Genomic DNA, 22,128 nt, shown 5'->3' on the forward strand with positions numbered 1-22,128 from the left:
CCTCAGCCCTCCGGCCGGGCCCCTGCCGGCGTCAGGCCGGAAAAAGGCACTACCTGGCCGGTACCTCGACCGTCTCCGGCGCCTCGCCGGTGTCCTGCGGCCGGTCGTCGTCGTGCGCGGGTTCCGCCACCGCCGGTTTCCCGTCGGCCTCCCCCGCCGCGACGGCCGGCGTCTTCCGGGTCTTCTGCCACGCGTACACGGTGAGCGCGATCGCCACCGCCGCGATCACCACGTAGGCGATCGTGCGCGGGGCACCTTCGATATCGAAATGCTTGAACAGCGTGCGCGCGTTCGTCAGCACCAGCACGCCACCGACACCGGTGCCGAGAACCGTCGGGGCGACCCGGCTCACCAGCCACGCCGCCAGCGGTGCGGCCAGCACACCGCCCAGCGCCAGGCCGGCGATGATCAGCAGGTTGTCGAAGAAATCCGAGCCCAGCCCGAGCAGGAAGCCCACGCTGGCCGACGCCGAGACGATGAACTCCGAGGCGCTCACCGTACCGATCACCCGGCGCGGCTCGGACCGCCCGGTGGTGAGCAGCGTGCTGGTGGTGACCGGTCCCCAGCCACCGCCGCCGCTGGCGTCGATGAAACCACCGAACAGGCCGAGCGGGGTCAGGAACTTCGCGGAATGCGCGGCCTTCTCCGAGGCAGCGAATTCCAGCGGCGGCCGGGAGGAGAACCGGAGGATCAGGAAGACGCCGATCGCCAGCAGAATCCCGGCTGTCACCGGGGCAGCGGCCTCGGTGGAGATCCGGGAGAGCACGGTCGCACCGAGGAAGGCGCCGACACCGCCGGGCACGCCCAGCCGCAGCACCATCTTCCAGTCGACATTGCCGAACCGCCAGTGCGAGATACCCGATGCCAAGGTCGTGGCGACCTCCGCGAAGTGGACCGCCGCGCTCGCATGCGCGGCACCCGTGCCGGTGAGCACGAGCAGTGTCGTCGCGGTGACGCCGAAGGCCATCCCGAGCGTGCCGTCGACGATCTGCGCGCCGATACCCACAAGGGTGAAAACAAGTAACTTGATCATGACGGTGTGCTCCCGAACCCTGGACCGGAGATCCGAGGTTACGACGCCACGGCCGCGGTGGCACTAGTTGCGATCACCGTGAACGCAATACTCCCGGACCGGCGGAACCGCAGGTCACGGTGGGTCACATCGAAAATCGGTCGGCGATATCTCCCACCCCTGGTAAGACTGGCGGGTGTCCACCCGAACCTGCCGCCGGATAATCCTCCGGGACCGGCCCGTCGCCGAGATCACCGCCACCACCTTCGCCGAGCAGACCGTCCCGCTCCCGGACCCGGCCGAGGGCGAAGCGCTGGTGGAAGTCGTCTGGCTCGGAATCGACGCCACCCAGCGCACCTGGCTCAATCCCGGCACGACCTACGTCGATCCGGTGGCTGTCGGTGACGTGATGCGCGGAAGCGGTGTCGGCCGGGTGGTCGCGTCGCGTAACCCCGAACTGCCGGAGGGGCAGTGGGTCTACGGCGAACTCGGCTGGCAGGAGTACACCGTCGCGCGCAATGCCGGCCTGTTCGGCATCAATCCGGTTCCGCCGGGTATCGAGCCCCGCCATATGCTCACGGTTTTCGGCGTCAGCGGATTGACCGCGTACATCGGTGTCACCGAGGTGCTGCGCGTCGCGGAAGCCGATGCGGTGCTGGTCACCGGCGCGGCCGGTAGTGTCGGCTCCCTCGCCGGGCAGATCGCCCGGCTGACCGGCGCCCGCGTGCTCGGCACCGCGGGCTCGGCGGCGAAGGTCGAGTGGGTGCGCGATGCGGCCCGGTTCGACGGCTGCCTGAACTACCGGACCGACGATATCCCCGCCGGGTTACGCGACTTCGCACCGGATGGTCTCACCGCCGTATTCGACAATGTGGGCGGTGTCCTGCTGGAGAACGCCCTCGACAATCTGGCGCCGCACGCCCGCATCGCGCTGTGCGGCTCCATCTCGTCCGGCTACACCGCCGCCGGCTACGGGGCGGGCCCGGCCAACTACATGCAACTGGCGTTCCGCCGGGCCCGGATGGAGGGCTTCGTCTTCTACGACCACCACGCGGCGTTCCCGTCGGCCCTCGCGCGACTGGCGGGCTGGGTTTCCGCGGGCGAACTGCACTGGGCCGAGGATGTCGTCGACGGCCTGGAGAACGCGCCCGCCGCCCTGCAACGGCTGTTCGACGGGGCGAATCTCGGTAAACAACTCGTCCGGGTCAAGTAGCGGAACCCCGATACGTCGCTGCTGTACGCCGGGCGGGGGCCACCGGGCCGGAACGGCGGTTGAGGCCCTCCGGATTGCCTGAACCCGGAGCCGCCGCCCGCCGTTACCGAGCGGCGCCTAACTCGGGGCTTCAGTACTGGGCGCGGCGGTCGATCGCGCCGGCGCCGATCGACCCCAGCAGCGTGATGATGCACAACCCGGCGATCAGGTTGATCGCGGCCGTCGCGATCTTGGCGTCGAGCCCGGCCACCAGCGTGAACGGCAGCAGCACCGCCAAGGCCGTGATCAAACCGGTGATCCAGTAGAAGAACTGGAGCGGGTTGGGCATCAGCGCCAGCAGCAGGTTCAGCAGCCCGGTGGCGGCGATCGCGGCGGCGGCACCGGCTATCGCGTACGAGGTGGTCGATACCGTGCCGTACGCGCCCGCGCCCTCGGGCGAGAGCACCGAGATGTTCAGGATGCCACGCACCAGCATGATGGCGACCACGATCACCAGCGCGACCACCACGGCGGTGCCGAGTCCACCGGCCCACAGGCGCGCGAGATTGATTCTCGGCTCGTCGGGCTGCTCCGAATAGCCGGGGTCCGGATACCCCGGCTGCTGCGGGTAGCCCCGCTGTTCCGGGTGCCCCTGCCGGTAGGGGTCCGGGCGTCCATAGTTGTACGACGGATCCGTCATAGGCAGAAACTACCCCGCATAGGCGTCCGGCCCCACCCGAATGGCTGCCTCGCATGTCGCGACAGCGTCCCGTCGCCGGTCCGGTGGTCACGGGACGGTGTCCCGTAACCACACACCGAGCGGTCGATACCTCCACCGTGGAGCTGAGAGCTACACCACTTTCATGCACAACGCACACTGACTGTAATGTCCCAGGATCGTGCCTGACTTCGGTTTGCGTGCTGAACGAAAGACGACGTTGCGCTGGGCCGCCGTGACCGCTCTCGGAGTGCTCGCCGGGTATGCCGCCGTGCTGCTGGCCAACCCACGGCACTTCTACACCGACGACACCGAAGCCCAATACGTCCCCCTCTGGTTGAGCATCGGCCGCCACCTGCGCAACGGGGAATTCCCGGGTGTCGTCCCGGAGGAGTGGATGTCGGGCAACTTCCTGGTCGAAGGCCAGGCCAGTGTGTTCAATCCACCGCAACTGCTGGTCGCCGCGCTGGCACCCTCGTTCGACAACCTCGTCGTCCTGGCCACCCTGGTCAAGCTCGCCTATTCGATCGTTCTCGCGCTCGGAGTCTTCCGCATATGCCTGGCGTACCGGGCGCATCCGGCGTGGGCGGCGGTGGCGGGTGTCGCGTTCTGCTTCTCGGGCTGGTTGCTGTTCCTGGACCAGGCGAGCTGGGTGCTCGGCCTCGCCGGTACGGCGTGGCTCACCCACGCGTGGGCTTCCGGGGTGCGCTACGCCCGCGGCCGCGGCGGGCCGGTGCCGGTGTTCGTCTTCCTGTTCTTCGCGATCACCGTGGGATACGTCTGGCCCGGTATCGAATCCGCGCTCATGATCGTCGCCGTCGCCGCCGGCGAATGGGTGTATCAGCGCACCCCGTGGCCGTCGGTACGGCTACTGCTGGCCGCCGGCTGCGCCGGCGCGGCGGGCCTCATGACGTATCTGCCCGGAATACTGTCGGCCGAGGTGACCTGGCGGACCGCCGACGACATGATCAACAACGACGGTTTCATGACCGTGCCCTGGTCGGAATCGCTGAACGCGAGCCTGCCGAGCACCCTGCCGTCGTTCAACTCGTGGTTCGGCCTGGTCCAGCCGCTCCCGATGGTCTACATCGCCTGGTTCCTGATCCCGGCGCTGGCGTTCATCGATTGGAAGGCCACCGCGCAGACGTTCCGCGAGTCCGCCGGGGCGGCGATCTTCGCCGGAATCGCCCTGATGTGGACCGCGGGCCCGGCCGCGTTCGGCCCGCTGCGGTGGCCGGCGCGGGTACTGCCGATGCTCGCCCTGGCTCTGCTCGTGCTCTGCTGCGTCCTGCTGAGCCGCCACGGGACCGTGGCGAATCGGCGACTGCGTTTCGGGGTGGCCGGAATCCTGGTGTTTCTGCTGCTGGTGCGGTCGGTGTCGGCAGCGCCGAGCGACCGCATCTGGACGCATATCGGGGCCGCCGCGACCGTGCTGGTCCTCGGGTTCGCGGTGGTGACGCTGTTCGCGAAATGGGGCCGGCTCGCGGCCTGCGCGGCCTTGCTCGTCACCATCGCCCCGATCGCGTATTACCAGGTGGACAGCTCGTATCCGCATCCGATGTCGTGGAACCTGCCGGAACGCCGCTCCGCAGCGCAGGCACTGTTCCCGGACTTCGACGGCACCACACTGCAACTCGGCACCAGCGCGATCTTCCCGGGCGACGCCAAAGATCTCACCGGCGTCTACAGCTCACTGGTCGTGGGCCTCTACGCCGCGGACCTCGATCTCGACTACGTCAACGGCTACACCCCGATCGGCCACGACGCGTTCTCGGAGCGCACTTGTATGCGCTGGGAGGGCAGCACCTGCCCGGAAGCCTTCGACAAGATCTTCGCCCCGGAACCGGTGACGGGCGAACCGCTGGTCGACCTGATGAAGGTCGACCGGATCACCCTGATGCGGCTGGTCTACCCCGACGCCCGCGACAACCCACCCCCGCCGGGCTGGCACTGGGTCGACTATCCACCGAACGACAAATGGATCTGGGTACTGGAACGTGATGGCGGCCCGATCTCCGCGACCGACGGCCGGATCGCCCACACCGTCGGCGCCGACGCCGTCTCGGTATCGGAATCCGAGAACACCAGCACCGTGCGGGTCTCGTCGGAGCAGGGCGGGCGAGTGACGTTCGCCCGCCTGGCGTGGCCGGGATACCGGGTCACCCTGGACGGCCGCGAGCACGACTACGAAGCCCTCGACGACATCTTCGTCTCGGTACAGATCCCGCCCGGCACCGAGAACGCCGAACTCGTGGTCACCTGGCGGCCGCCCGGTATGACCTTGGGCATAATCACTTTCGCTCTCGGGCTGCTCGGAATCGGTGTGCTGCACCTTCTCTACGTGCGCCGCCGTCCACCGTCCGCCTCCGGCCCTTCGGATCCGGAGGCCGAACCACCTGTTCGAGAACCGGCGAATCGCGCCGAACCATTGATCCGCGTGTGAACCGTCCCGACCCAGCTCTGGCCTGGAAGTGACGAGGGCTGCGCCCGATACTGCTGATTGAGCAAGGATAGGCGCATGCCTGACCCAACGGGAACGCTGTTGATCCACACCACCGGCGCTGCGGACGATCTCCTGCAGTTACTGGACTGGTTTCGCCACGACGATGAACTACGGGGCCGTATCCGCCCGAATACGCCTCGAGCAGGCGAGGGCCAGATGGGCGGCCTGTACGACGTCTTGATAGTCGCTGTGGGAGCCGGTGGTGTCGCGGCGGCTCTCGCACGGTCCTTGACCACGTGGCTGACGCACCGCCGCTCGGATATCACGATCACGCTCACCCGGGAAGACGGCCGCGTCACCGTCGAAGTCGATGCCAAACGGACCACGACCGCAGATCTCATTCGCGATATCCAAGGGTTGATCGATCCACCGGACGGCCCACGGTGACGCGCCGTCCAGACCCTCTTCGGTCCCGCGCAATGCTGATCGGAGTGGGGCAGTACAGACATGGCGAGCTGCTGCCGGCGATTCCTGCTGTAGCCGGAAATCTCCAGGATTTGCATCGGTTCCTTACTCACGGCAGTTTCGCCACCGAGCATTGCGTACTCGTCTCCGAGCCGCGTCGCTGCGAAGATATCGGTACCCCTCTACGAGCGGCCGCGGCTGCGGCAACCGATGTGCTCCTCGTGTACTACGCCGGCCACGGCCTACTCGACGAACGCAACCAATTCCACCTGGGCTTGGCCGATACCCATCCGGAGATGATCAGCTGGTCTGCATTGCCGTTCGACCTGTTACGCGCCGAGATTCTGGACAGCCCTGCCAAGATACGGATCCTGATCCTGGACTGCTGTTTCGCCGGACGTGTTTTCGAAGCCATGAGTTTCCCGGCGAACGTGGTCATCGGTCAGACGGACATCAAGGGGACATACACGATCGTCTCGTCGGGAGCGAACGAAACCGCCGCCGCCCCGAGAGGTCACCGCAACACAGCCTTCACCGCAGCGTTGCTCGCCACCGCCGCAGCGACCCCGGGCGCGACGCTGGACGAACTCTACCGCGATATCGATCGATACCTCCTTGCCCAGCGCCTACCCAGACCGCAGCGCCGTGCCATCGACGTCGCAGGCGACCTCGTGCTCTTCGAGCAGGCAGGACCATATCTCGGGCCCCCTGGAAGACAGGTGCCGATCCACGGTGGCGCAACGCGCACACTGTCGAGCGCACGGCCGATGAAGACCGCTGCTTCGATCGGTTCGGTGATCGTCCTGCTCGGTATCGCACTGTTCGCGCTCATTGTGCCGGAGTTACGAAGAGCCGAGGCGGACGCGACATCGGCCGCGTCCGGTCCTTCTGCCACGGCCACTGCCGGCCCTCCCGTCGGCAGCACCGAACCGCTGGAAACCAGCGACTCATGGCACAAGACACACGATGCGTCACCGTTTACCTTTATCCCGGACATCCCCGGGATAGACGCATACTTCGACTTGGACAGGCCGGCTCGAATACCGCTCGCGCGCAGCGGCATCGACTTGTACTACGACTATTCGCTGGGCACCCACCGACTGACCAACACCTTCGGCAGCCCGCCGATCGGGCTCCGGGCCACCCCGCCCGACTCGCCGGAGGCATGCGTCGAAGCCACGGAAGTCACTGGAACGAACGAAATCGAGATCGGCGAGTCCAGTCCCGACACCGTGGGGATCTGCGTAGTGACAGATGCAGGCAACGTCGCCTACCTGCACCTCCTCGAAAGCCTGCATCCCGAGCCCCGCCTGGAAACCGAACTCACCTTGTGGACTCGCCGATGAATCATCCACGGCCCGCCGGGCTACAGCGGCAACCCCGACCGATATGCCATACCCCGTAACTCACGCCCCACTGCATCCTTCTTCGCTCGCGCCAGAAGTTCGGTGAGGACAGCGCGCATGAACGGATGCCGGTGGATCCGGGCAGGCGAAATCTTCTCGGCGCGGCGAAGCATCAGTACTGCTTCGGTCTGCCGCTTCGGCAGCCGGGCGAGCGCGCGTCCGTACTCGCGGTAGTACGCCGCTTGCCTGGTCGCGGAAAGCGCTCGTGGGTCGACGGTTTCGGCTATCGCGGCGGCTTCCTGATGTTCCCCGGCCTCGAGCGCCACCGACATCCGCCAGATGCCGACATTCGAAGGGCCGAAGCCGAACCACATCGCGTTGGCATCGCCGGTGTGCACGGCCAGATCGGCGGCGTGATCGAGGGCCGCACGGCGCTCACCGGTGTCGCCCTGGGCAGCGGCGACCAGAGCATTGGCCAGAGTGAGCATTCCGGAGACCTGCATGGCTTCGGGTGTCGCGGTTCCGGGTTCGGCGGCTGCCAGCAGCCGCCGAACCTGATCGAAACCTCCGGCGGAGAGCAGGCCGAAGCTGGTACCGAAGGCACTCACGGCGCCGAACAGAGGGTCCTCCAGTCGCTCGGCGGCCTGCCTGGCCAGCACTGTCGCCTGCCATGCGAGATCGGGCCCCGCGCCGATATCGGACAACCATGCCTGTGTGCCCTGCACATGCGTGAGTACCGCGAGTTTCAGGAGGTCTTCGTCATCCCGGCCGGCGGCGATCGAAGCATGCAGATCGCGAACCAAACTCGGCAGTTCCGAACCGACCAGCGAATAGTCACATCGGCGTTGCGCCTCCAGCACCGCGTTCGCTCGGGCTTCCAAGACCGGTGCCGGGACAATTTCCCCGCCGGGAGCCCCGATACTCGCCTGCAGTAACGACAGCCGGACATCGCCGAGGGATCGATCCTCGTCCAGCTCGCCGCCCAAGCCGATACCGCTGCGGGTGATCTCACTGGGTGCCACCTCCAGCGCATGCGCCAGCGCAATGATCAACGATCGTCGATCGAGTGCTCGCTCGCCGGACTCCAACCGCGAAAGATACGACGTGGAGATTCCGGCCAAACCCGCCACAACCGCGAGGGACTTCCCACGCACGTGGCGTATCCGGCGCAGCGACTGCCCCATACCGTCGTCCGAGGCCATACAGCCAGCGTAACCCAGCGCCGGACCGCCCAGAGAGCTGTTTTGACTGGGTGGCAAACCCTCGATGCGCTTTCCACGGATGCTTGCCCCGCACCGCCGCCGATCTGTGCTGTTCATCCACCGGCGCGGGTGAAATCCGACCACAGAGGGGAAACATGAAGGCCGACATTGCCGACGCCGGTTTCGGGGCAACGGATATCCGGGCGGTGGTGCTACTGCGTACCGATGACGATCCTGCGGTTCTCGACGCATTGCTGGACACGCACGACGCGATCACCGTCTATACGGTCCACACGGACGCACCCGCCGTACTTTCGGCGCTGATCGCCGTCCAGCATGCGCTCGAGCACCTCGCCGATGCGGTGGTGATACCTCATCTCCGCATGCTCGAGCCGGGCACGCCCTGGTGGGTCGTCACCCATGCCGCCGACCTCATCACGAGTACGCACCGCTATCCCTTCGGAACGACCCCCGACCGGGCGGCCCGGTGATCTGGAGTCCGGCGCTGGTTGTTCTCGCGGTGCTCGGGGTCGCCGTGTTCGTTCTGGCGCTCACGCTGCCGGACCGGCGGGATTGAACGGTGTCGGCGGCGTGATGCCGGCGACCGGGCCGCACAATTGCGTCGAAGCCGGCTACTGATCGACCGTCAAGCCCTTGGCTTCCAGGATCAGCGCCAGATTCGACACCTGGATCGGCGCCTCACCGCTCTTATAACGCTCGATATAGCCGGCCTCCGCGGCATCGCGCTCCCGGCAGGCGTCGATCGCGTAGGCGACCTCCTCGCGTCCCACCACCACTACACCGAATCACTGGCCCGCGTGTGACGACCATCCTTACTTCCGTCGAACTGCCTCGATTCGGCACCGGGCGCCTGGGCCGTGGACGAGCCCGGGAAAATCCTGAATCCGCTGCCACCGGTCTCCGGCGAATGGCGTGTCCACGAAGGCGACGTGGTCTGCGACCTCGGCCCACGCGGAACAGTTCAGGACGCTCGTATCGCCGACGTGCAGGAACTGCCCGAGTAACCCGGGAACAGGTGGCCGGTACGAGGCCAGCGCCTCCCCCATCAAGTCGGTCCACCGACGGGCATCTTCGGAAGACCGGAACTCGAAGGTGCTCACCACAACGCAGCCGATCGGCCGGTCGTCGTCGAATATCAGGCCGCGGCGCAGACGATAGAAATCGGATCCCGGTGACCATGAACAGCCCTGTGACTCCTCGGCCTCGGCTGCACTCCACTGCCGGTAGGCGATCACTGCATCACCGCGCATGCTGACCAGGCACATCAGCGACCTGAGCTCGGCCGGTCGGTTACGCCAGGATGCCAGCACCTCCTCCGTGGTCGCGGGGATCCGGGACGAGCTGTCGAGGTGATGGCGATCTATGGTCACCATCACCTCGGAGCGCGCCAGATCCTGCAGCAAGTATTTCGTTCGATTCACGACTGCCCCTTCGGTTCTGTATCGGTGCTGCCGGAAGTGAGCGGCGTTTCACGGAGGAACAGGGCGAGGCAGACGATGACGGCCGAGCATATGCCCGCGACAAGAAAGACATCGGCGACTCCTTCGGCGACGGCTTCGCGTGTCTGCTCGGGCAGGATGGTGAGATCGTTGTGCACGGCCCCTTCGCCGAACAAGAGTCCGGTCGGCAGCGCCGCACCGGGCGACCTGGTCAGCTGCCAGGCGAACACCGCACCGAGAAGAGAAACCCCCAGTGAATTGCCCAGGTTCCTGGCGAGCATTGCCGTAGCGCTCGCTGCACCGATATCTCCGCCCGCCACACTGTTCTGGGCGATCACCACGGTCAGCTGCATGAAACACCCCATGCCGATACCGACCGCGACCATCCCCAGGACAATGACGAGTTGGGAGGTATCCACGCCTACCCCGGCCAGCAGTATCGAGCCCGCCGTCATCACCGCGCCCCCACCGATCGGATAGACCCGGAATCTCCCGGTTCGCGACACCAGGATGCCGACCAGCGGTGCAGTGACCAGCATCCCGCCCAGTAACGGCAGGAGCAGCAGCCCGCTGCCGGTAGCCGATACTCCCTGGACAACCTGCTGATACAACGGCAGAAACGTGACCGCACCGAACATCACCACGCCACTGAGGAAGCCGAGCAGGGCGGCGAGACTGTAATTTCGCCTCGCGAACAAGCCGAGCGGCACCACCGGTTCGATTGCTCTTCGCTCCCAGCCGATGAAGACCGCGCCGGCGAGACATACTGCGGCCCCGGAAACGGCCACCACCGGGGAGATCCCCTCGCCGGCAGCTGTCGTCAGCACTGTGAGTGCGATGATCCCCGCCGCCAGCACCAGCATGCCGACCACGTCTACCTGGCGGCGCCGCGGTGTCCGAGGTGGCAGCTTCAGTCGAGTCACCAGTAGCGCCAGCGCTATCGCGCCCAGGGGCAGATTCAGGTAGAAGACCCATCGCCATCCGATTCCGTCGGCGCACAGGCCACCGATCACCGGCCCGGCGAGGATGGCCAACGGCATGATGATCGCCATCAGGCCCTGATATCTGGCCCGTTCCCGCGGCGCCGCCAACTCACCGACGATCGCAATTCCGCCGACCAGGATTCCACCCGCTCCGAGCCCTTGCACTGCGCGGAACGCGCTCAACTGGGTCAGCGTTTGCGCGGCGCCACACAACGCCGATCCGGCGAGGAACAGCGAAAACGACGCCAGAAAGACCCTTTTGCGGTCGAACAGATCACCCAGCTTTCCCCAGATCGGCGTCGTTATCGCGGTGGCCACCGCGAACGCCGTCACCACCAGCGACAAGTCGGCGAATCCACCCAGCTCCTGCGCTATGGCCGGCAGCGTGGTGGCGACGATGGTGAAGTCGAGGTTCGCCACCAGGAACGCGATGACGAGGCCGCTCATCGCCGAATAGATCTCGCGCCGTGACGGTAGTTCCTGCGAGCTATAGGCCTCTGCCCGTGGTTCGACAGACACGATCAACTCCTGTGTACGTTGTATCGATTTGATACAACGTATCTTGAGCGATACGCTGTACACAACCAGGATCGCAACGCCGACCGAGAGGGCAGCCGTGGCAGATACGAATGGCAAATCCGCGAGCAAGCACGTCAACGGCGGCACCATCTGGGAACGACTGGATGAGCAGCCGCCGGCCTCGCCGCGTGTGCCATTGAGTCACGATCGGATCGCGCTCACAGCCATCGAACTCGCGGACAGCGAAGGCTTGGCAGCACTGTCGATGCGGCGGCTGGCAGAACAGCTCGGAGTCCCGACAATGGCCCCATACCGCTATATCTCGGGCAAAGACGACCTGTTCGAGCTGATGATCGATATGGCGCACGCCGATTTCGCTCTGCCGCCACCACCGAGCGCATGGGACCAGGTGCTGCGCGCTTACGCCGAGCAGGTCCGCGACATCACCCTGCGCCATCCGTGGCTGGTTCAGATCTACGCCCGGCTACCAGGAGTCCTGACTCCGCGAATGGCCGATATCGCCGAGCAGGCGCTCGCGGCGATGAAAACCCTGAACGTCGACGTCGATACGAAAATGGCAATCCTGGCGACGGTCAGGGCCTTCACTCATGGCGCGGCCGCGGCCGAGGTGGCGCAGCGGCAGCTGATGGAACGGCGCGGCTGGGACTCCGACGACGATGTCCGCAGCGCATACCACCCGTATATGGCCGAGCTCACCAGCTCCGGCCGCTATCCCGCACTGTCGGACTATCTGGTCAACGGGTCCAACGACGACAGCGCCTCGTGGCAGTTCGAGTTCGGTCTCACCTGCGTACTCGAAGGGATCGTGTCCAGCCTGTCATGACAACGACATCAACTCGCCAAACGGCGGGAATCATCGCCGACGGCTGCGTCAAAGTGCTCCTCGCCGTCGTCTACACCGCCGGCTCCGCACCACTCGGCCATCGGCTCGGCGTCGCCCCCTGGCTGCTGGTTGCCTGCGCCGCCGCCCTGCTGATCGGCGGCGGGATCGAGATCGGGTTCGTGCGCAGCCGTCCGCTGCGGACCTATCTACGCTGCATGATTGCCTACGACACCGGCTGGGTGCTGGCGACAATCGCCGGCCTGCTTCTTGCGTGGCAAGGCAGCAGCGCAGCCGGTGAGATCTGGATCGGATACCAGGCGGCAGGCTCCCTTGCGCTCGCCACACTGCTGGTGGTCGCGGCCCCTCCGATGACCGGTTCGGGTACTCCCGCCGACACTCGGCGCGATAACACGGGGTCCGAGGACGACCCATAGGCCGCCCGTCACGGCCGCCGGATTCCCCCTTCGCCCGCGGGCGAACCGGCCCGGATCAGCTCTTCACCGAGTTCTGCCACTGCGGGATTGCCACCCCACCTGACGGACATCTGCCGATGTAGGTCGCCGAGGAAACGCGGCAGCCGGGAGCCCGGGGTGTCGACCGCGACTCGAAGAGCTTGCGACGCCTGGCGACATGCCGCCTCCGGTTCCCCCGCGCCGGCCAGTGCGCACGCGAACTCCGCGACATACCAGGTAGCCCACTCGGAGGTGAGCAGTTCGGAGTCGAAGCCGGTCAAACCCCGGTCCAGCCACACGACCGCCTTGTCCCATCGGCGGGCCAAGCGGTAAGCCATCCCTCGCTGTATGTCGATCAGCGCGTCGGAATAGAAGTACTGCGCATCGGGACGATCGGCACCGGCTCCCGCCAGGAGTTCGGCAGCAGTGTCGAGCCTTTCCTCCATCGCGTCCAGATCGCCCTCGAGGGCCAGCCCTCGGCCCTCTTGCTGGACGGCCATCGCGAGCACCGTCGGGCTCAGCGCGGCGCTGTTACGTTGCGCCGCACGCGATAAACCGATCATCGGGCCGACCTCGCCCGCCATCCAGGCGACATGGCCCCGCATGGACAACGCGGTCGCGATCATGTTCACGTCACCGCTTTCGGTCGCCAGCTCGAGCGCCGCCCGGTAATGCCGGACAGCAGCCGCGTGCAGGCCGAGACTCGCATGCAGCCACCCGGCGAATTGCTGCCAGCCGGCCGCGACATCGACGATCGGTGCCCGCGAAACCGACCTGGCCTCGAGTGCCAGCGCGGAGGCGATGCGTGCTTGCCGGACCGTCAGCGGCAGAACGAGTTCCGACCCGATCCGGTCTTCGAGCCGACGGGTCTCGGCCAGCAATTCCGCCGTTTCGCCCGCCAGGGCACTGTCGATATAGCGACGTTCGTTCAGGGCGACCGACTCCCGCAGCTGCAACCGCGTTCCCCGGTTCGACTCCGGTTCAGTAGCGGCGAGGTTCTCGTACAGCGCTGTAAGAGATCCGCCGGAGCAAAGTATCCGGTCGAGTGCACCGACGATCTCGAACGGCGGTTTGCGGCGGCCGTTCTCGAACCGCGACAGCGCACCCGGGTCGTAGTGCAGTTCTCGTGCGAGGCCCCGCACCGAGAGCCCCGCCCGCAACCGCATCCGCCGCAACTCGGCGCCGAACTCCCGCCACCCGTCCATAGCCCCTCCGAACCACTACCCAACCTGCGTTGCAGCGCCGCCGGGCATCCCGGCAACACCGTGGCCACACCGCAACACTACCGCGAGTTGCCTGGTCAGAGCAGCCTTCTCGACAGCACCCGGTATCGGGGTGAGGGCATTGCCCCTCGATACCGGGTGTATCCACATCCAGTCAGGAGGGGCTCCCAGGATGAACCGGAAGCGACCGGCACGAGCTGTTGTTCTACTGCACACCGACCACGATCCAGCGGTGCTCGACGCGCTGCTGGACGAACACCACGCAACCACCGTCTATACGGTCCACACGGACGCACCCGCCGTACTTTCGGCGATGATCGCCGTCCAGCATGCGCTCGAACACCTCGCCGATGCCGTGGTGATACCTCATCTCCGCATGCTCGAGCCGGGCACGCCCTGGTGGGTCGTCACCCAGGCCGCCGACCTCATCACGAGTACGCACCGCTATCCCTTCGGAACGACCCCCGACCGGGCGGCCCGGTGATCTGGAGTCCGGCGCTGGTTGTTCTCGCGGTTCTCGGGGTCACCGTGTTCCTGCTGGCTCTTGTGCTGCCGGATCGGCGAGACTGACCGCCGGCACCGACTGTGCGCCCGCAGTGGACTGCCATACCGCCTGCACCGGAGCGGTCAGTCCACGGCACCGGAGAGTTCGGCAACCGCGGCCTCGTAGCCGCGCAACGTATCGATGACCAGTCGCCGCTGGGCCGGGGTCAGCGGTTGCAGCGCCTGCCGCCAAGCGTGGGCACCCGGTGAGAGCCACTGCGAAACAGCGGTTCTGCTCTTCTCGCTGATATCGATGATCCGGCGCCGGCGGTCGGCTTCGTCTTCCCGCCGCTCGAGGACACCTTTGCGGCTCAACTCGCTCACGATCAGGCTGGCGGTGGTGGGCGCGACGCTCAGCCGGTCCGCCAGCTGCGAAACGGTTTGCGGCCCGTCCAACAGCAGCAACGAGAGCAAGGACAGATGCCGCGGGGCCAGGTCCAGCGAGCGGAGTTGCTCGGGTGGGCGCATCCGTTTGGCCCGGCCCACCAGTCGTGGCATCAGGAGCAGCAGCTCCCGGACCGCGTCATCGGTGGACTCGGATGTTGACACGGATATCGCGGCCCGGCTCGTCACCGACGCGATCGCGTCGGTCTTCGGTGAACAGATCCGGCCCGGGGTCACGGTCGAACTCGTCGCCGTGCCGGCCGAGCGCTCCGGTATCGGCGGCGTGATGGCCGGCGACCCGCCTGCGCAATAACACCGAACACGAGCCGTGGCATTTCCGTGAACCGGCCGCTGACCGTTCCGGCGGGTTCAGTAACCCCGCGTGGTATCGATCACCGCGAGCAATGGCTGTCCGGCAGCGAATCGTTCGATATTGGCCCCGACATGATCCGCCAACGCCCGGGTGAGACCCGTTGCCGGGTTGGCTAGATGCGGGGTGACGATCGCGTTGGGCAACGTCCACAGCGGATGGCCGTCCGGAAGGGGTTCCGGATCCGTCACATCGAGTGCGGCGCCGCCGACCGTATTCACGCGCAGCGCATTCACCAACGCCTCGGTATCGATCAGTGCGCCCCGCGCCACGTTCACGATCCAGGTGGTCGGCTTCATCAGGGCCAGGGTGTCCGCGTTCACGAGGTGCGCGGTCTCCGCGGTAGCGGGCGCCGCGATGACGAAATGGTCAGCTCGCGACCATATTTCCGGCGTCCTGCTCGCCGGTACGGTTTCGATCGCACCGGGCACCGGGGTGCCCGACCGGGTCACCGCGAGCACATCGGCACCGAAGGCGGTGAGCAGCGGAATCATCGCGCGGCCGATACCGCCACACCCGACGATCGCCACCGTCGCGCCGCGCAGTGTCCCGACCCGGGGATCGAATTCGGTCTTACGCCACGACACCGCCCGCGACTGCTCGGCGAGCCCGCGCACCCCGGCCAGCAGCAACATCATTGCGTGCTCGGCGACATTCCCGGCATACGCGCCGGCGGCCGAGGTCCAGGTGCGCCGATCGTCGACCAGCCCGGCCGCCAGCCACGGTTCCACACCGGCGGACGGCAGCTGCACCCAGCGCACGGAATCCGGCAGCCGTCCGGGGAAGGTGCCCGGACCCTGCGCCCACACCACCGCTTCGGCGTCGGCGAGCGGAACGAGGACGCCACCGGCGCGTTCGATACCGGCCGCGAGGGCGACCTCATGGTCGGGGCCGAGATGGATTCGGGGAGCTCTGTGCGGCACAATACGCTTTCTGGGTCGGAACGAGTACGGCAAACCGGCTGTCACACCGACGCAGGCGCAGCCGTCGAACCGACCGTCGCCCCCGCCTCGGCGAACGGGTGGGCCATCATGCCGACGATATCGAACCGGCGCGTGCACTCATGGGGACGGCTTCCGGTATGCGTCGGAGGACTCGGCCGCGGCCCGCGCGAGCTGTTCGGGCGGTGAGCCGATATCCAGCACGATGCCCGGTTCATCGGGTTCGAGCGGTTCCAGCAGGGCCAGTTGCGAATCGAGCATCCCGGGCAGCATGAAATGCCCGCTACGCTGCGCCATCCGGGCCCGGATCACCTCCGGCGATCCGTGCAGATGCGCGAACACCACCGGCTCACCCCCGGCTCGCAGCAACTCGCGATGCCGTCGCCGCAACGCGGAACAGGCCACCACGTAGCGAGTGTCCCGCGCGGCCAGCCGCTCCGCGACAGCGGCCAGCCACGGTTCCCGATCCGCCTCGGTCAGCGGAGTACCGGCGGCCATTTTCTCGATATTCGCCCGGGAATGCAGATCGTCGGCGTCCAGGAACTCCGCCCCGAGCAACTCGGCCACCCGGCGGCCGATGGTGGTCTTCCCACAGCCCGCCACACCCATCACCACGATGTGGGGTCGCCGCTCGCCGTCCATGCTCTCCTACCCGCCGATGTCGAGAATCTCGCATCGAGCCTGCCCGAACCACCGCGCCGGGGCAACGACCGGGTGACTACGGATTCTCGTCGAACTGTTGCTCGATCCGCTCGAAGAGCGGATCACCTGCGGGCACCTGAACGATGCGATCACCCAGGTGGAGTTCCACGCAGGACGCACAGTGCCTGATGGCGACAGGTGTCTCGAGATCGGAGGTGCCGGGCGACCCACCTTTTTCCTCGTCCGACGCGTAGGGCACCGCCGGGCCGGCAAAGAGCATCCGTTCCAGGAGCCGGTTGCCGATGCCGATATCCGATCTGATGTGCGCCGCGAAAGATTCCAGTCCGGTGCACGCGGTTTCGAGCACCGCCTTCGCGGCCATCTCGCCGGCGACCACCTCGCGCCGCGTACCCGCGACCGAGCCGCTGTCACCCACCAGGATCCGCAGCAGCTCGAAGACGTGCCAGGCGTTGAAAGAGAGGGTCAAATGTGTGCTCCCCAGCGGTCCGGCGATCCCCGAGTGGATCCAGCCGGCCGGGATCCACAGCGCAGCACCGGGTTCCAGCGTGAATTCGACAGCCTCGGAATCGTACTGTCCCACGTCGTCCGGGACGCGGGGATAGAACGAACGCACCTTCGGCCATGAATGGCCCACGCCGGGTTCGGCCACCGGGCCCGGCTTCACCGACCACAGCTTGCTCCCGTCGATCTGCAGGAGCAACGAGTGGAACTCATCGTAATGCGGTGGATAGCCATGCGAGTCCGGTGACGAGTAGAACAGGCTTGCACCGACCCGGGCACCGGAGGCGGCGGCCGCTCTGGCACATATCGCCGCGACACTCGGATCCATCTCCTGAACACCGAAGATCGACATGCACGCACCGGCTGCCAATAGGCTTCGCAGCCGAAGGGGGTCGATGCGGGCCGCGCCGAACGAAGCTACACGCTCGGACCGGTCGAACTCGGATCTGTCGAGCGGTTCGCCGTCACGCATGACCCGCACTCTGCCGACTTCGAGGGCACCGCCGACAGCAGCGGCGTACGCGCTGCCGGCCACCCGGCCGAGCTCCTTCAGGTTCGAGAACACACCGGGTACCGGTTCGATGGGCCACTCCGAACGCACGTCGGGAGCACCGAGACTGTGCAAGGTTTGCTGCGCCGCTCGCTGATCGAGCATCCAATTTCCCGAGCACCGTTGAGCCGGCTCTCCCCGCAGCGGACCGTCGGCCGTATCCCAGCGAATCAATCCGCCCGCCGGGAACTCGGCATCGAGCAGGACAGTGCGATACCGCGATTCGATGCTCATCCGGGTTGGCCTTCGCCATACCCACTGGCCAGGATTTCACGCGCCTCGGCACGTGTACCGGCGTCGCGGGACCACTGCATCGTCAACCGCAGAGCTTGGTGAGCTTCGGGCAGCGCCAGCCGCCCCATGCGGATTGATTCTCTTTCGCGCCACTCTTCCCAGCGACGATCGTATGGCACAACCTCCGGCCTGCGCCCCTCCCAGTAGTAGCCGAGAGTCGACCAGTCTCTGTATATCTCATCCCATCCGAAACTGTAACCAGGCAATTCGAACGCAGATTCAGATATCTGATCACCCAGGGGCTGGAAACGACATTCAATGCTCATACGCAGGTTTCCGGATGTGTTGACGCTACCGCCATGTGGTGTAAAGGTATTGAACACGATGGCATCCCCCGCCCTCATCGAGGCCAGGTACGCCCGCGGCAGCAACTCCTCCGAGATTGCCCAACCCGACGGATTTTCGGCCAATGTCAACGGCAACACACCCTGTCGATGCATACCCGGGTAAACCGGCAGCACTCCAGTCGTCCCGTCTACGTCGTGCAATGGAAACCACACGGTTATCTGCCGCTCGCTCCCTTGCAACTCCGGAAAGTCCTGGTGGATCCCCGCGGGACGCAGCCAAGGACAATCGCCGGGTGGCAGGATACGGGGAACTTTCTGCGGATGGACGAAAACTTCGTCACCGATGAGGTTCCGGATCAGCCGGTTGACGACCGGACCGTGAAGAACGCGCTCGAATTCTTCATCGGCCATTCCGGCCGACACGATGCGCTCGATACTGCGAGCCAAGTCGAAATAGTTATCCGGACCAACCGAGACGAGCCCGCCGGGAAGGATATCGCCATCCCATCCCGCGTACGCGCGAAGTGCATCGATCATTCTGCTCTGCACTCGCTGCACCAGCGCCGGCGAAACCAGATCCTTTACGATGACACAGCCCATCTCCCGGTATATTCGTGCCGCTTCCACGAAGTCTCCGGCGGCAATGCTGTAGTCGATTCCGTTCATTTCGCTACACTCTCATCAGGTATCTCGGTATCCGATGAATCGATCCGCCACAGCCGCTTCCAGTTCACAATTCCACCGAGCAACGTGACGGCACCCAGACCGAGCAAGCCGGCCACATAATGTTGACCATCGGCGACGAGTCCGCCGATAACCGGTCCGGCAAGGGCGAATATCGACGCCACCACCTGCGAAACAGCCGTCGTTCGCCCGCGCATACTGCCTTTCACCGAAAAGTTTACGTAGTTTCCGAAGGCGAACTGTGCGCTGGGCACCGGTATCCACACGAACAGGAGAACGAAGAGACCCGCGATTACACCGAAGTAGTGCATGAGGACGGCCCCGAGCAGCAGGGTCGATGCCCATACGAAGTTCTGGAGAATCAGCAACTTGAATCCGCCGAGAATTCCGAACAGCCGCATAATCAGCAACGAACCGATCAATCCGCCCAGCGCCTGCATACTCAGCAACAAGCCCGGCAGCACAGGATCGCCGCCGGCCGCCTTCGCCAGCAGCAAGAAGACGACTGCGGACAACACCAGGCTCTGAAGCGCGTTCAGAGCGACGGCCGGAGAAAGTACCCTGTGCGTCACAACGAATCGCGCCCCATCTTTGGCCAAGGCGAGGATCGAACCTTCCGACGGCGCCCTTTCCACAGCCCGAGTCTTGGCGGTGTCGATGCGCAGGATCAATACCATCGAAATAAGATAGCTCGCTGCATCGAGCACGAACGGTAGCCAATTATTCACCGCGAACAGGGCCGCACCCACCACCGGGCCGATCATCGCTATCGAGTAATCGCGAACGTCCGACTGCGAAACCGCCCTAGAATAATCTTCTTTTCTCACGATTGCCGCGAAGAACGGCATGGAGGAGCTGCTGAACAGCGAAGCGAATGCCGAGTTGGCCATAATAATGAGACAGAAGACGACAACCGGAACATGATTCGTCAGGCCGATGAGCGCGGCAAGTACCGCGAACAGCACCAAACGGACGGCATCCGCTACGATCAGATTCCGGCGCTGATCGTGCCGGTCCGACAAGGCTCCCGCCAGCGGACCGAGCAGCAATGTCGCAACGTATTGGCTGGACGTGACGAACGCCGCGGTAACCGCACTTTCGTACATACGCAGCGCCAACACCGGCACAGCGACGTAGGTGATCTGGGACCCCGCTATCGACGAAAGCCTTGCGAGATAAAAGAGCCGAAAGTTATTGTTCTCCGCCAGCAGGCCGGCCATCCGATCACCCCTCCGAATTATGCGCCCGCGACGACGCCCATGCGGATCATATAGAGGATGTCGCGGTCGGGCCCGAACTCGAGCATCCCGTTCGCCTCGGATTCGAGGACCGCAGGTGTCATCCTTGCCGACAGTCCGTGCCGATGACCTTCCAGCAACAGCATGTGCCCCAGCCGCCCGACCGCCCGCAACGCATGCGCATATGCGAGATCGGGGTCCACGCCGGACTCCGCGGCGAATTCCCAGTCGATTCCCAGTAGAAAGGTCAAGCCGTCGCCAGGAATCCAGCTCTGTCCCTGCGACGTACGGAACAGCATGGTCGCGGGATCGGCACCGTTGGTACGCGGGTCCAGTCGTCGGGGATGGTCGGCAAACGCGTACGGGCCGTCGTCGTACCCGTCGACGGATTGCAGATGAACTCCCGCAGCGAGCCATCGTTCCTGCCCCATGGCAGCCCAGACGATCCTGTTCAACGCATCGAGTACAGGGGCGGGCGTCGTTCCGGTCGCCCATGCGTAGCCGCTTCGGCGCTCCATCGCGGATTTCACGTTCTTCCACGTAAGGATCTGATCTGCCGCCGAATTCACCTGCCGCGTCAACTGCTGCTGGATCGTCGCGGGGTCCAGGCCGGCGGCACGACGACGAAGGGTGTCGACGAAGTGGTACGGCTGCGCCCATCCGTGCGCGGACCAGATGTCCGGAACCGGCAGCCGGTCGGCATCGAATTCGTTGATCTGAGCTACTTTACGCACAACTCATCTCCTGAGAGTACCGACCGCAAGTGCCGGGTATCGGTCCCGAGGCAGGCCGATGAGCTCGGCGAATTCCCCGGTGTCGTAATAGGTATGGGCGCCGTAGGCCCAGCCACAATAGGTAGCCAAGGCTGCGAGCTGGCCCTCGAGGTGGCCGATATCGACCAGGAGCGCCCGGAAGCTCCGTGGGTCGCGATAGCGCCACATGGCCCGGTGCACCGCTGAAACGAAGATGACGACATGGTCCTCGGAGTGCGCGGGATCGGCTTCCGGAAGCTCGAGCCCGATTTTCGTGAGGATGCTTTCGTCGAGGCCGTTCAGGAGGCGTAGCCCGTTGGTGCGTACCGAGAAGTGGTACACCCCGGTGCCGATCATCGCCGAACGGCGAACGACGACGAATGCCTCGGTTGGATGGCGGCTACCGCCGGACGGAACGTGTTTGAAGATCAGTTCCATCTGCGTGTAGTCGTACTCCGGGTCGTGATACGCCGCCAAGTGCCGGCGCAGCCCGAACGTACCGCCGTATATCAGCGAAATCTGCTGATTCGGGTCCGACCGTATCTGCGGATATTCGAGATCCTCCACCCTTTCGAGTGGGAACGAAACCTCGGATTCCATGTCCAGGAAGACAGCAGGATAGTCACCGTCCGCCAGATATCTGTCCATGATCCTGGTATCGACCGACCGAGCATCCGATTGTGCCATGTCCAAGAACGGATGGTCCGCACTGAAACGGTGATAGGGCGATTTCTCGTGCCAAATCTCTGGACGCTCGATTATGATCGAGTTCTCACGGAGGTAGCCCCAGAGTTCATCGATGATGTCGTCGAACCCCGCACTTCGCCATGCGTCTCGCGCGCCGGCCTCCGTCAGAACACCCGCCGGTAGCGCCGCAAGGGCGGCAATCAGCCGACCGTCGCGCAGCTCGATCCCGGGGCTACCACTCGTAACATACAAGATGGTTCCCGGTTGGTCGGAATTTTCGGCCTCGTCCACAATCAGATGAACACTCGGCTCGAGAATATAACTTTCAGCCACTCTGCCCCCACCGTAATAGTTCGTCCGCAATTCTCCGCAAAC

24 protein-coding genes are annotated in these 22,128 nt (G+C 65.5%); 9 read left to right on the plus strand and 15 right to left on the minus strand.

Annotated features, from left to right (window positions below; translation table 11 throughout):
• Positions 1-49: 49 nt before the first annotated feature.
• Complete coding sequence (locus ACQEVO_RS25975) at positions 50-1,033, minus strand: sulfite exporter TauE/SafE family protein (RefSeq protein ID WP_432918218.1); 984 nt, start codon at positions 1,031-1,033, stop codon at positions 50-52.
• A gap of 175 nt (positions 1,034-1,208) precedes the next feature.
• Here ACQEVO_RS25975 and ACQEVO_RS25980 point away from each other — a divergent pair, with 175 nt between their 5' ends.
• Positions 1,209-2,225: an NADP-dependent oxidoreductase gene (locus ACQEVO_RS25980; protein ID WP_432918220.1), complete on the plus strand. Its 1,017-nt coding sequence runs from the start codon at positions 1,209-1,211 to the stop codon at positions 2,223-2,225.
• A gap of 130 nt (positions 2,226-2,355) precedes the next feature.
• On the opposite strand, the gene ACQEVO_RS25985 is transcribed toward ACQEVO_RS25980, so the two are convergent.
• Positions 2,356-2,904, minus strand: coding sequence for a DUF6069 family protein (locus tag ACQEVO_RS25985; protein ID WP_432918223.1), 549 nt, complete (start codon positions 2,902-2,904; stop codon positions 2,356-2,358).
• A gap of 199 nt (positions 2,905-3,103) precedes the next feature.
• Here ACQEVO_RS25985 and ACQEVO_RS25990 point away from each other — a divergent pair, with 199 nt between their 5' ends.
• The 3 genes from ACQEVO_RS25990 (at position 3,104) to ACQEVO_RS26000 (ending at position 7,176) form a co-directional block, all read left to right on the plus strand.
• Complete coding sequence (locus ACQEVO_RS25990; protein ID WP_432918226.1) at positions 3,104-5,365, plus strand: hypothetical protein; 2,262 nt, start codon at positions 3,104-3,106, stop codon at positions 5,363-5,365.
• A gap of 75 nt (positions 5,366-5,440) precedes the next feature.
• On the plus strand, positions 5,441-5,812 hold the full coding sequence (locus ACQEVO_RS25995; protein ID WP_432918229.1) for an effector-associated constant component EACC1: 372 nt from the start codon (positions 5,441-5,443) through the stop codon (positions 5,810-5,812).
• 32 nt (positions 5,813-5,844) lie between these two features.
• Positions 5,845-7,176, plus strand: coding sequence for a caspase family protein (locus ACQEVO_RS26000; RefSeq protein ID WP_432918232.1), 1,332 nt, complete (start codon positions 5,845-5,847; stop codon positions 7,174-7,176).
• A gap of 20 nt (positions 7,177-7,196) precedes the next feature.
• Here ACQEVO_RS26000 and ACQEVO_RS26005 read toward each other — a convergent pair whose 3' ends face one another.
• Positions 7,197-8,378: a helix-turn-helix domain-containing protein gene (locus tag ACQEVO_RS26005; RefSeq protein ID WP_432918235.1), complete on the minus strand. Its 1,182-nt coding sequence runs from the start codon at positions 8,376-8,378 to the stop codon at positions 7,197-7,199.
• A 155-nt stretch (positions 8,379-8,533) separates the two neighbouring features.
• On the opposite strand from ACQEVO_RS26005, the gene ACQEVO_RS26010 reads away from it, so the two are divergent.
• Positions 8,534-8,869, plus strand: a complete 336-nt coding sequence (locus tag ACQEVO_RS26010; protein WP_432918238.1) for a hypothetical protein — start codon at positions 8,534-8,536, stop codon at positions 8,867-8,869.
• A 141-nt stretch (positions 8,870-9,010) separates the two neighbouring features.
• Here the strand turns inward: ACQEVO_RS26010 and ACQEVO_RS26015 are convergent, their stop codons facing one another.
• From ACQEVO_RS26015 to ACQEVO_RS26025, 3 genes are read right to left on the minus strand one after another with little or no spacing between them, the layout of a single operon-like run.
• Positions 9,011-9,172 carry a hypothetical protein gene (locus ACQEVO_RS26015; RefSeq protein ID WP_432918241.1) on the minus strand — a complete coding sequence of 54 codons (162 nt, stop codon included), beginning with the start codon at positions 9,170-9,172 and terminating at the stop codon, positions 9,011-9,013.
• 39 nt (positions 9,173-9,211) lie between these two features.
• The gene (locus ACQEVO_RS26020; protein WP_432918244.1) at positions 9,212-9,820 is read right to left on the minus strand and encodes a hypothetical protein; all 609 of its coding nucleotides are present in this window, start codon (positions 9,818-9,820) and stop codon (positions 9,212-9,214) included.
• Positions 9,817-11,340 (minus strand): MDR family MFS transporter, encoded by a 1,524-nt coding sequence (locus ACQEVO_RS26025; RefSeq protein WP_432918247.1) that lies wholly within the window; start codon positions 11,338-11,340, stop codon positions 9,817-9,819. Before ACQEVO_RS26025 ends, ACQEVO_RS26020 begins: the two co-directional genes overlap by 4 nt.
• Positions 11,341-11,437: 97 nt before the next feature.
• On the opposite strand from ACQEVO_RS26025, the gene ACQEVO_RS26030 reads away from it, so the two are divergent.
• The gene (locus tag ACQEVO_RS26030; RefSeq protein WP_397111287.1) at positions 11,438-12,184 is read left to right on the plus strand and encodes a TetR/AcrR family transcriptional regulator C-terminal domain-containing protein; all 747 of its coding nucleotides are present in this window, start codon (positions 11,438-11,440) and stop codon (positions 12,182-12,184) included.
• A complete protein-coding gene (locus ACQEVO_RS26035) occupies positions 12,181-12,618 on the plus strand; it encodes a hypothetical protein (protein ID WP_432918252.1) in 438 nt (145 codons plus the stop codon). The genes ACQEVO_RS26030 and ACQEVO_RS26035 overlap by 4 nt, the downstream gene beginning before the upstream one ends.
• Before the next feature lie 8 nt (positions 12,619-12,626).
• Here the strand turns inward: ACQEVO_RS26035 and ACQEVO_RS26040 are convergent, their stop codons facing one another.
• Positions 12,627-13,841: a helix-turn-helix domain-containing protein gene (locus ACQEVO_RS26040; protein WP_432918255.1), complete on the minus strand. Its 1,215-nt coding sequence runs from the start codon at positions 13,839-13,841 to the stop codon at positions 12,627-12,629.
• A gap of 190 nt (positions 13,842-14,031) precedes the next feature.
• Here ACQEVO_RS26040 and ACQEVO_RS26045 point away from each other — a divergent pair, with 190 nt between their 5' ends.
• Entirely contained in the window at positions 14,032-14,343 is a 312-nt protein-coding gene (locus tag ACQEVO_RS26045; RefSeq protein ID WP_432918257.1) for a hypothetical protein, read from the plus strand.
• 143 nt (positions 14,344-14,486) lie between these two features.
• Here the strand turns inward: ACQEVO_RS26045 and ACQEVO_RS26050 are convergent, their stop codons facing one another.
• Positions 14,487-14,900, minus strand: coding sequence for a MarR family transcriptional regulator (locus tag ACQEVO_RS26050; protein ID WP_432918260.1), 414 nt, complete (start codon positions 14,898-14,900; stop codon positions 14,487-14,489).
• Positions 14,901-14,931: 31 nt separating this feature from the next.
• Here ACQEVO_RS26050 and ACQEVO_RS26055 point away from each other — a divergent pair, with 31 nt between their 5' ends.
• Positions 14,932-15,099: a hypothetical protein gene (locus ACQEVO_RS26055; protein WP_432918263.1), complete on the plus strand. Its 168-nt coding sequence runs from the start codon at positions 14,932-14,934 to the stop codon at positions 15,097-15,099.
• Between the two features lie 56 nt (positions 15,100-15,155).
• Here ACQEVO_RS26055 and ACQEVO_RS26060 read toward each other — a convergent pair whose 3' ends face one another.
• The 7 genes from ACQEVO_RS26060 to ACQEVO_RS26090 all read right to left on the minus strand — a co-directional run bounded on the left by ACQEVO_RS26060 (position 15,156) and on the right by ACQEVO_RS26090 (position 22,086).
• Positions 15,156-16,082, minus strand: coding sequence for a D-isomer specific 2-hydroxyacid dehydrogenase family protein (locus ACQEVO_RS26060; RefSeq protein WP_432923003.1), 927 nt, complete (start codon positions 16,080-16,082; stop codon positions 15,156-15,158).
• 135 nt (positions 16,083-16,217) lie between these two features.
• Entirely contained in the window at positions 16,218-16,739 is a 522-nt protein-coding gene (locus tag ACQEVO_RS26065; RefSeq protein ID WP_432918266.1) for a gluconokinase, read from the minus strand.
• 76 nt (positions 16,740-16,815) lie between these two features.
• Positions 16,816-18,045 (minus strand): JmjC domain-containing protein, encoded by a 1,230-nt coding sequence (locus ACQEVO_RS26070; protein ID WP_432918269.1) that lies wholly within the window; start codon positions 18,043-18,045, stop codon positions 16,816-16,818.
• Positions 18,042-19,058, minus strand: a complete 1,017-nt coding sequence (locus ACQEVO_RS26075) for a phytanoyl-CoA dioxygenase family protein (RefSeq protein ID WP_432918272.1) — start codon at positions 19,056-19,058, stop codon at positions 18,042-18,044. Before ACQEVO_RS26075 ends, ACQEVO_RS26070 begins: the two co-directional genes overlap by 4 nt.
• Positions 19,055-20,296 carry an MFS transporter gene (locus ACQEVO_RS26080; RefSeq protein WP_432918274.1) on the minus strand — a complete coding sequence of 414 codons (1,242 nt, stop codon included), beginning with the start codon at positions 20,294-20,296 and terminating at the stop codon, positions 19,055-19,057. Before ACQEVO_RS26080 ends, ACQEVO_RS26075 begins: the two co-directional genes overlap by 4 nt.
• A gap of 17 nt (positions 20,297-20,313) precedes the next feature.
• The gene (locus ACQEVO_RS26085; RefSeq protein ID WP_432918277.1) at positions 20,314-21,048 is read right to left on the minus strand and encodes a hypothetical protein; all 735 of its coding nucleotides are present in this window, start codon (positions 21,046-21,048) and stop codon (positions 20,314-20,316) included.
• Between the two features lie 3 nt (positions 21,049-21,051).
• Positions 21,052-22,086, minus strand: coding sequence for a hypothetical protein (locus tag ACQEVO_RS26090; RefSeq protein ID WP_432918280.1), 1,035 nt, complete (start codon positions 22,084-22,086; stop codon positions 21,052-21,054).
• Between the last annotated feature and the right edge of the window lie 42 nt (positions 22,087-22,128).

This window comes from Nocardia sp. CA-290969 (assembly GCF_050936135.1).
Lineage (GTDB): Bacteria > Actinomycetota > Actinomycetes > Mycobacteriales > Mycobacteriaceae > Nocardia.

Coding starts and splice junctions, on each gene's coding strand:
- ACQEVO_RS25975 (WP_432918218.1), bottom strand. CDS start 1,033: ATGATCAAGTTACTTGTTTTCACCCTTGTGGGTATCGGCGCGCAGATC.
- ACQEVO_RS26050 (WP_432918260.1), bottom strand. CDS start 14,900: ATGCCACGACTGGTGGGCCGGGCCAAACGGATGCGCCCACCCGAGCAA.
- ACQEVO_RS26010 (WP_432918238.1), top strand. CDS start 8,534: ATGAAGGCCGACATTGCCGACGCCGGTTTCGGGGCAACGGATATCCGG.
- ACQEVO_RS26035 (WP_432918252.1), top strand. CDS start 12,181: ATGACAACGACATCAACTCGCCAAACGGCGGGAATCATCGCCGACGGC.
- ACQEVO_RS26005 (WP_432918235.1), bottom strand. CDS start 8,378: ATGGCCTCGGACGACGGTATGGGGCAGTCGCTGCGCCGGATACGCCAC.
- ACQEVO_RS26065 (WP_432918266.1), bottom strand. CDS start 16,739: ATGGACGGCGAGCGGCGACCCCACATCGTGGTGATGGGTGTGGCGGGC.
- ACQEVO_RS26040 (WP_432918255.1), bottom strand. CDS start 13,841: ATGGACGGGTGGCGGGAGTTCGGCGCCGAGTTGCGGCGGATGCGGTTG.
- ACQEVO_RS26045 (WP_432918257.1), top strand. CDS start 14,032: ATGAACCGGAAGCGACCGGCACGAGCTGTTGTTCTACTGCACACCGAC.
- ACQEVO_RS26070 (WP_432918269.1), bottom strand. CDS start 18,045: ATGAGCATCGAATCGCGGTATCGCACTGTCCTGCTCGATGCCGAGTTC.
- ACQEVO_RS26075 (WP_432918272.1), bottom strand. CDS start 19,058: ATGAACGGAATCGACTACAGCATTGCCGCCGGAGACTTCGTGGAAGCG.
- ACQEVO_RS26080 (WP_432918274.1), bottom strand. CDS start 20,296: ATGGCCGGCCTGCTGGCGGAGAACAATAACTTTCGGCTCTTTTATCTC.
- ACQEVO_RS25985 (WP_432918223.1), bottom strand. CDS start 2,904: ATGACGGATCCGTCGTACAACTATGGACGCCCGGACCCCTACCGGCAG.
- ACQEVO_RS26000 (WP_432918232.1), top strand. CDS start 5,845: ATGCTGATCGGAGTGGGGCAGTACAGACATGGCGAGCTGCTGCCGGCG.
- ACQEVO_RS25995 (WP_432918229.1), top strand. CDS start 5,441: ATGCCTGACCCAACGGGAACGCTGTTGATCCACACCACCGGCGCTGCG.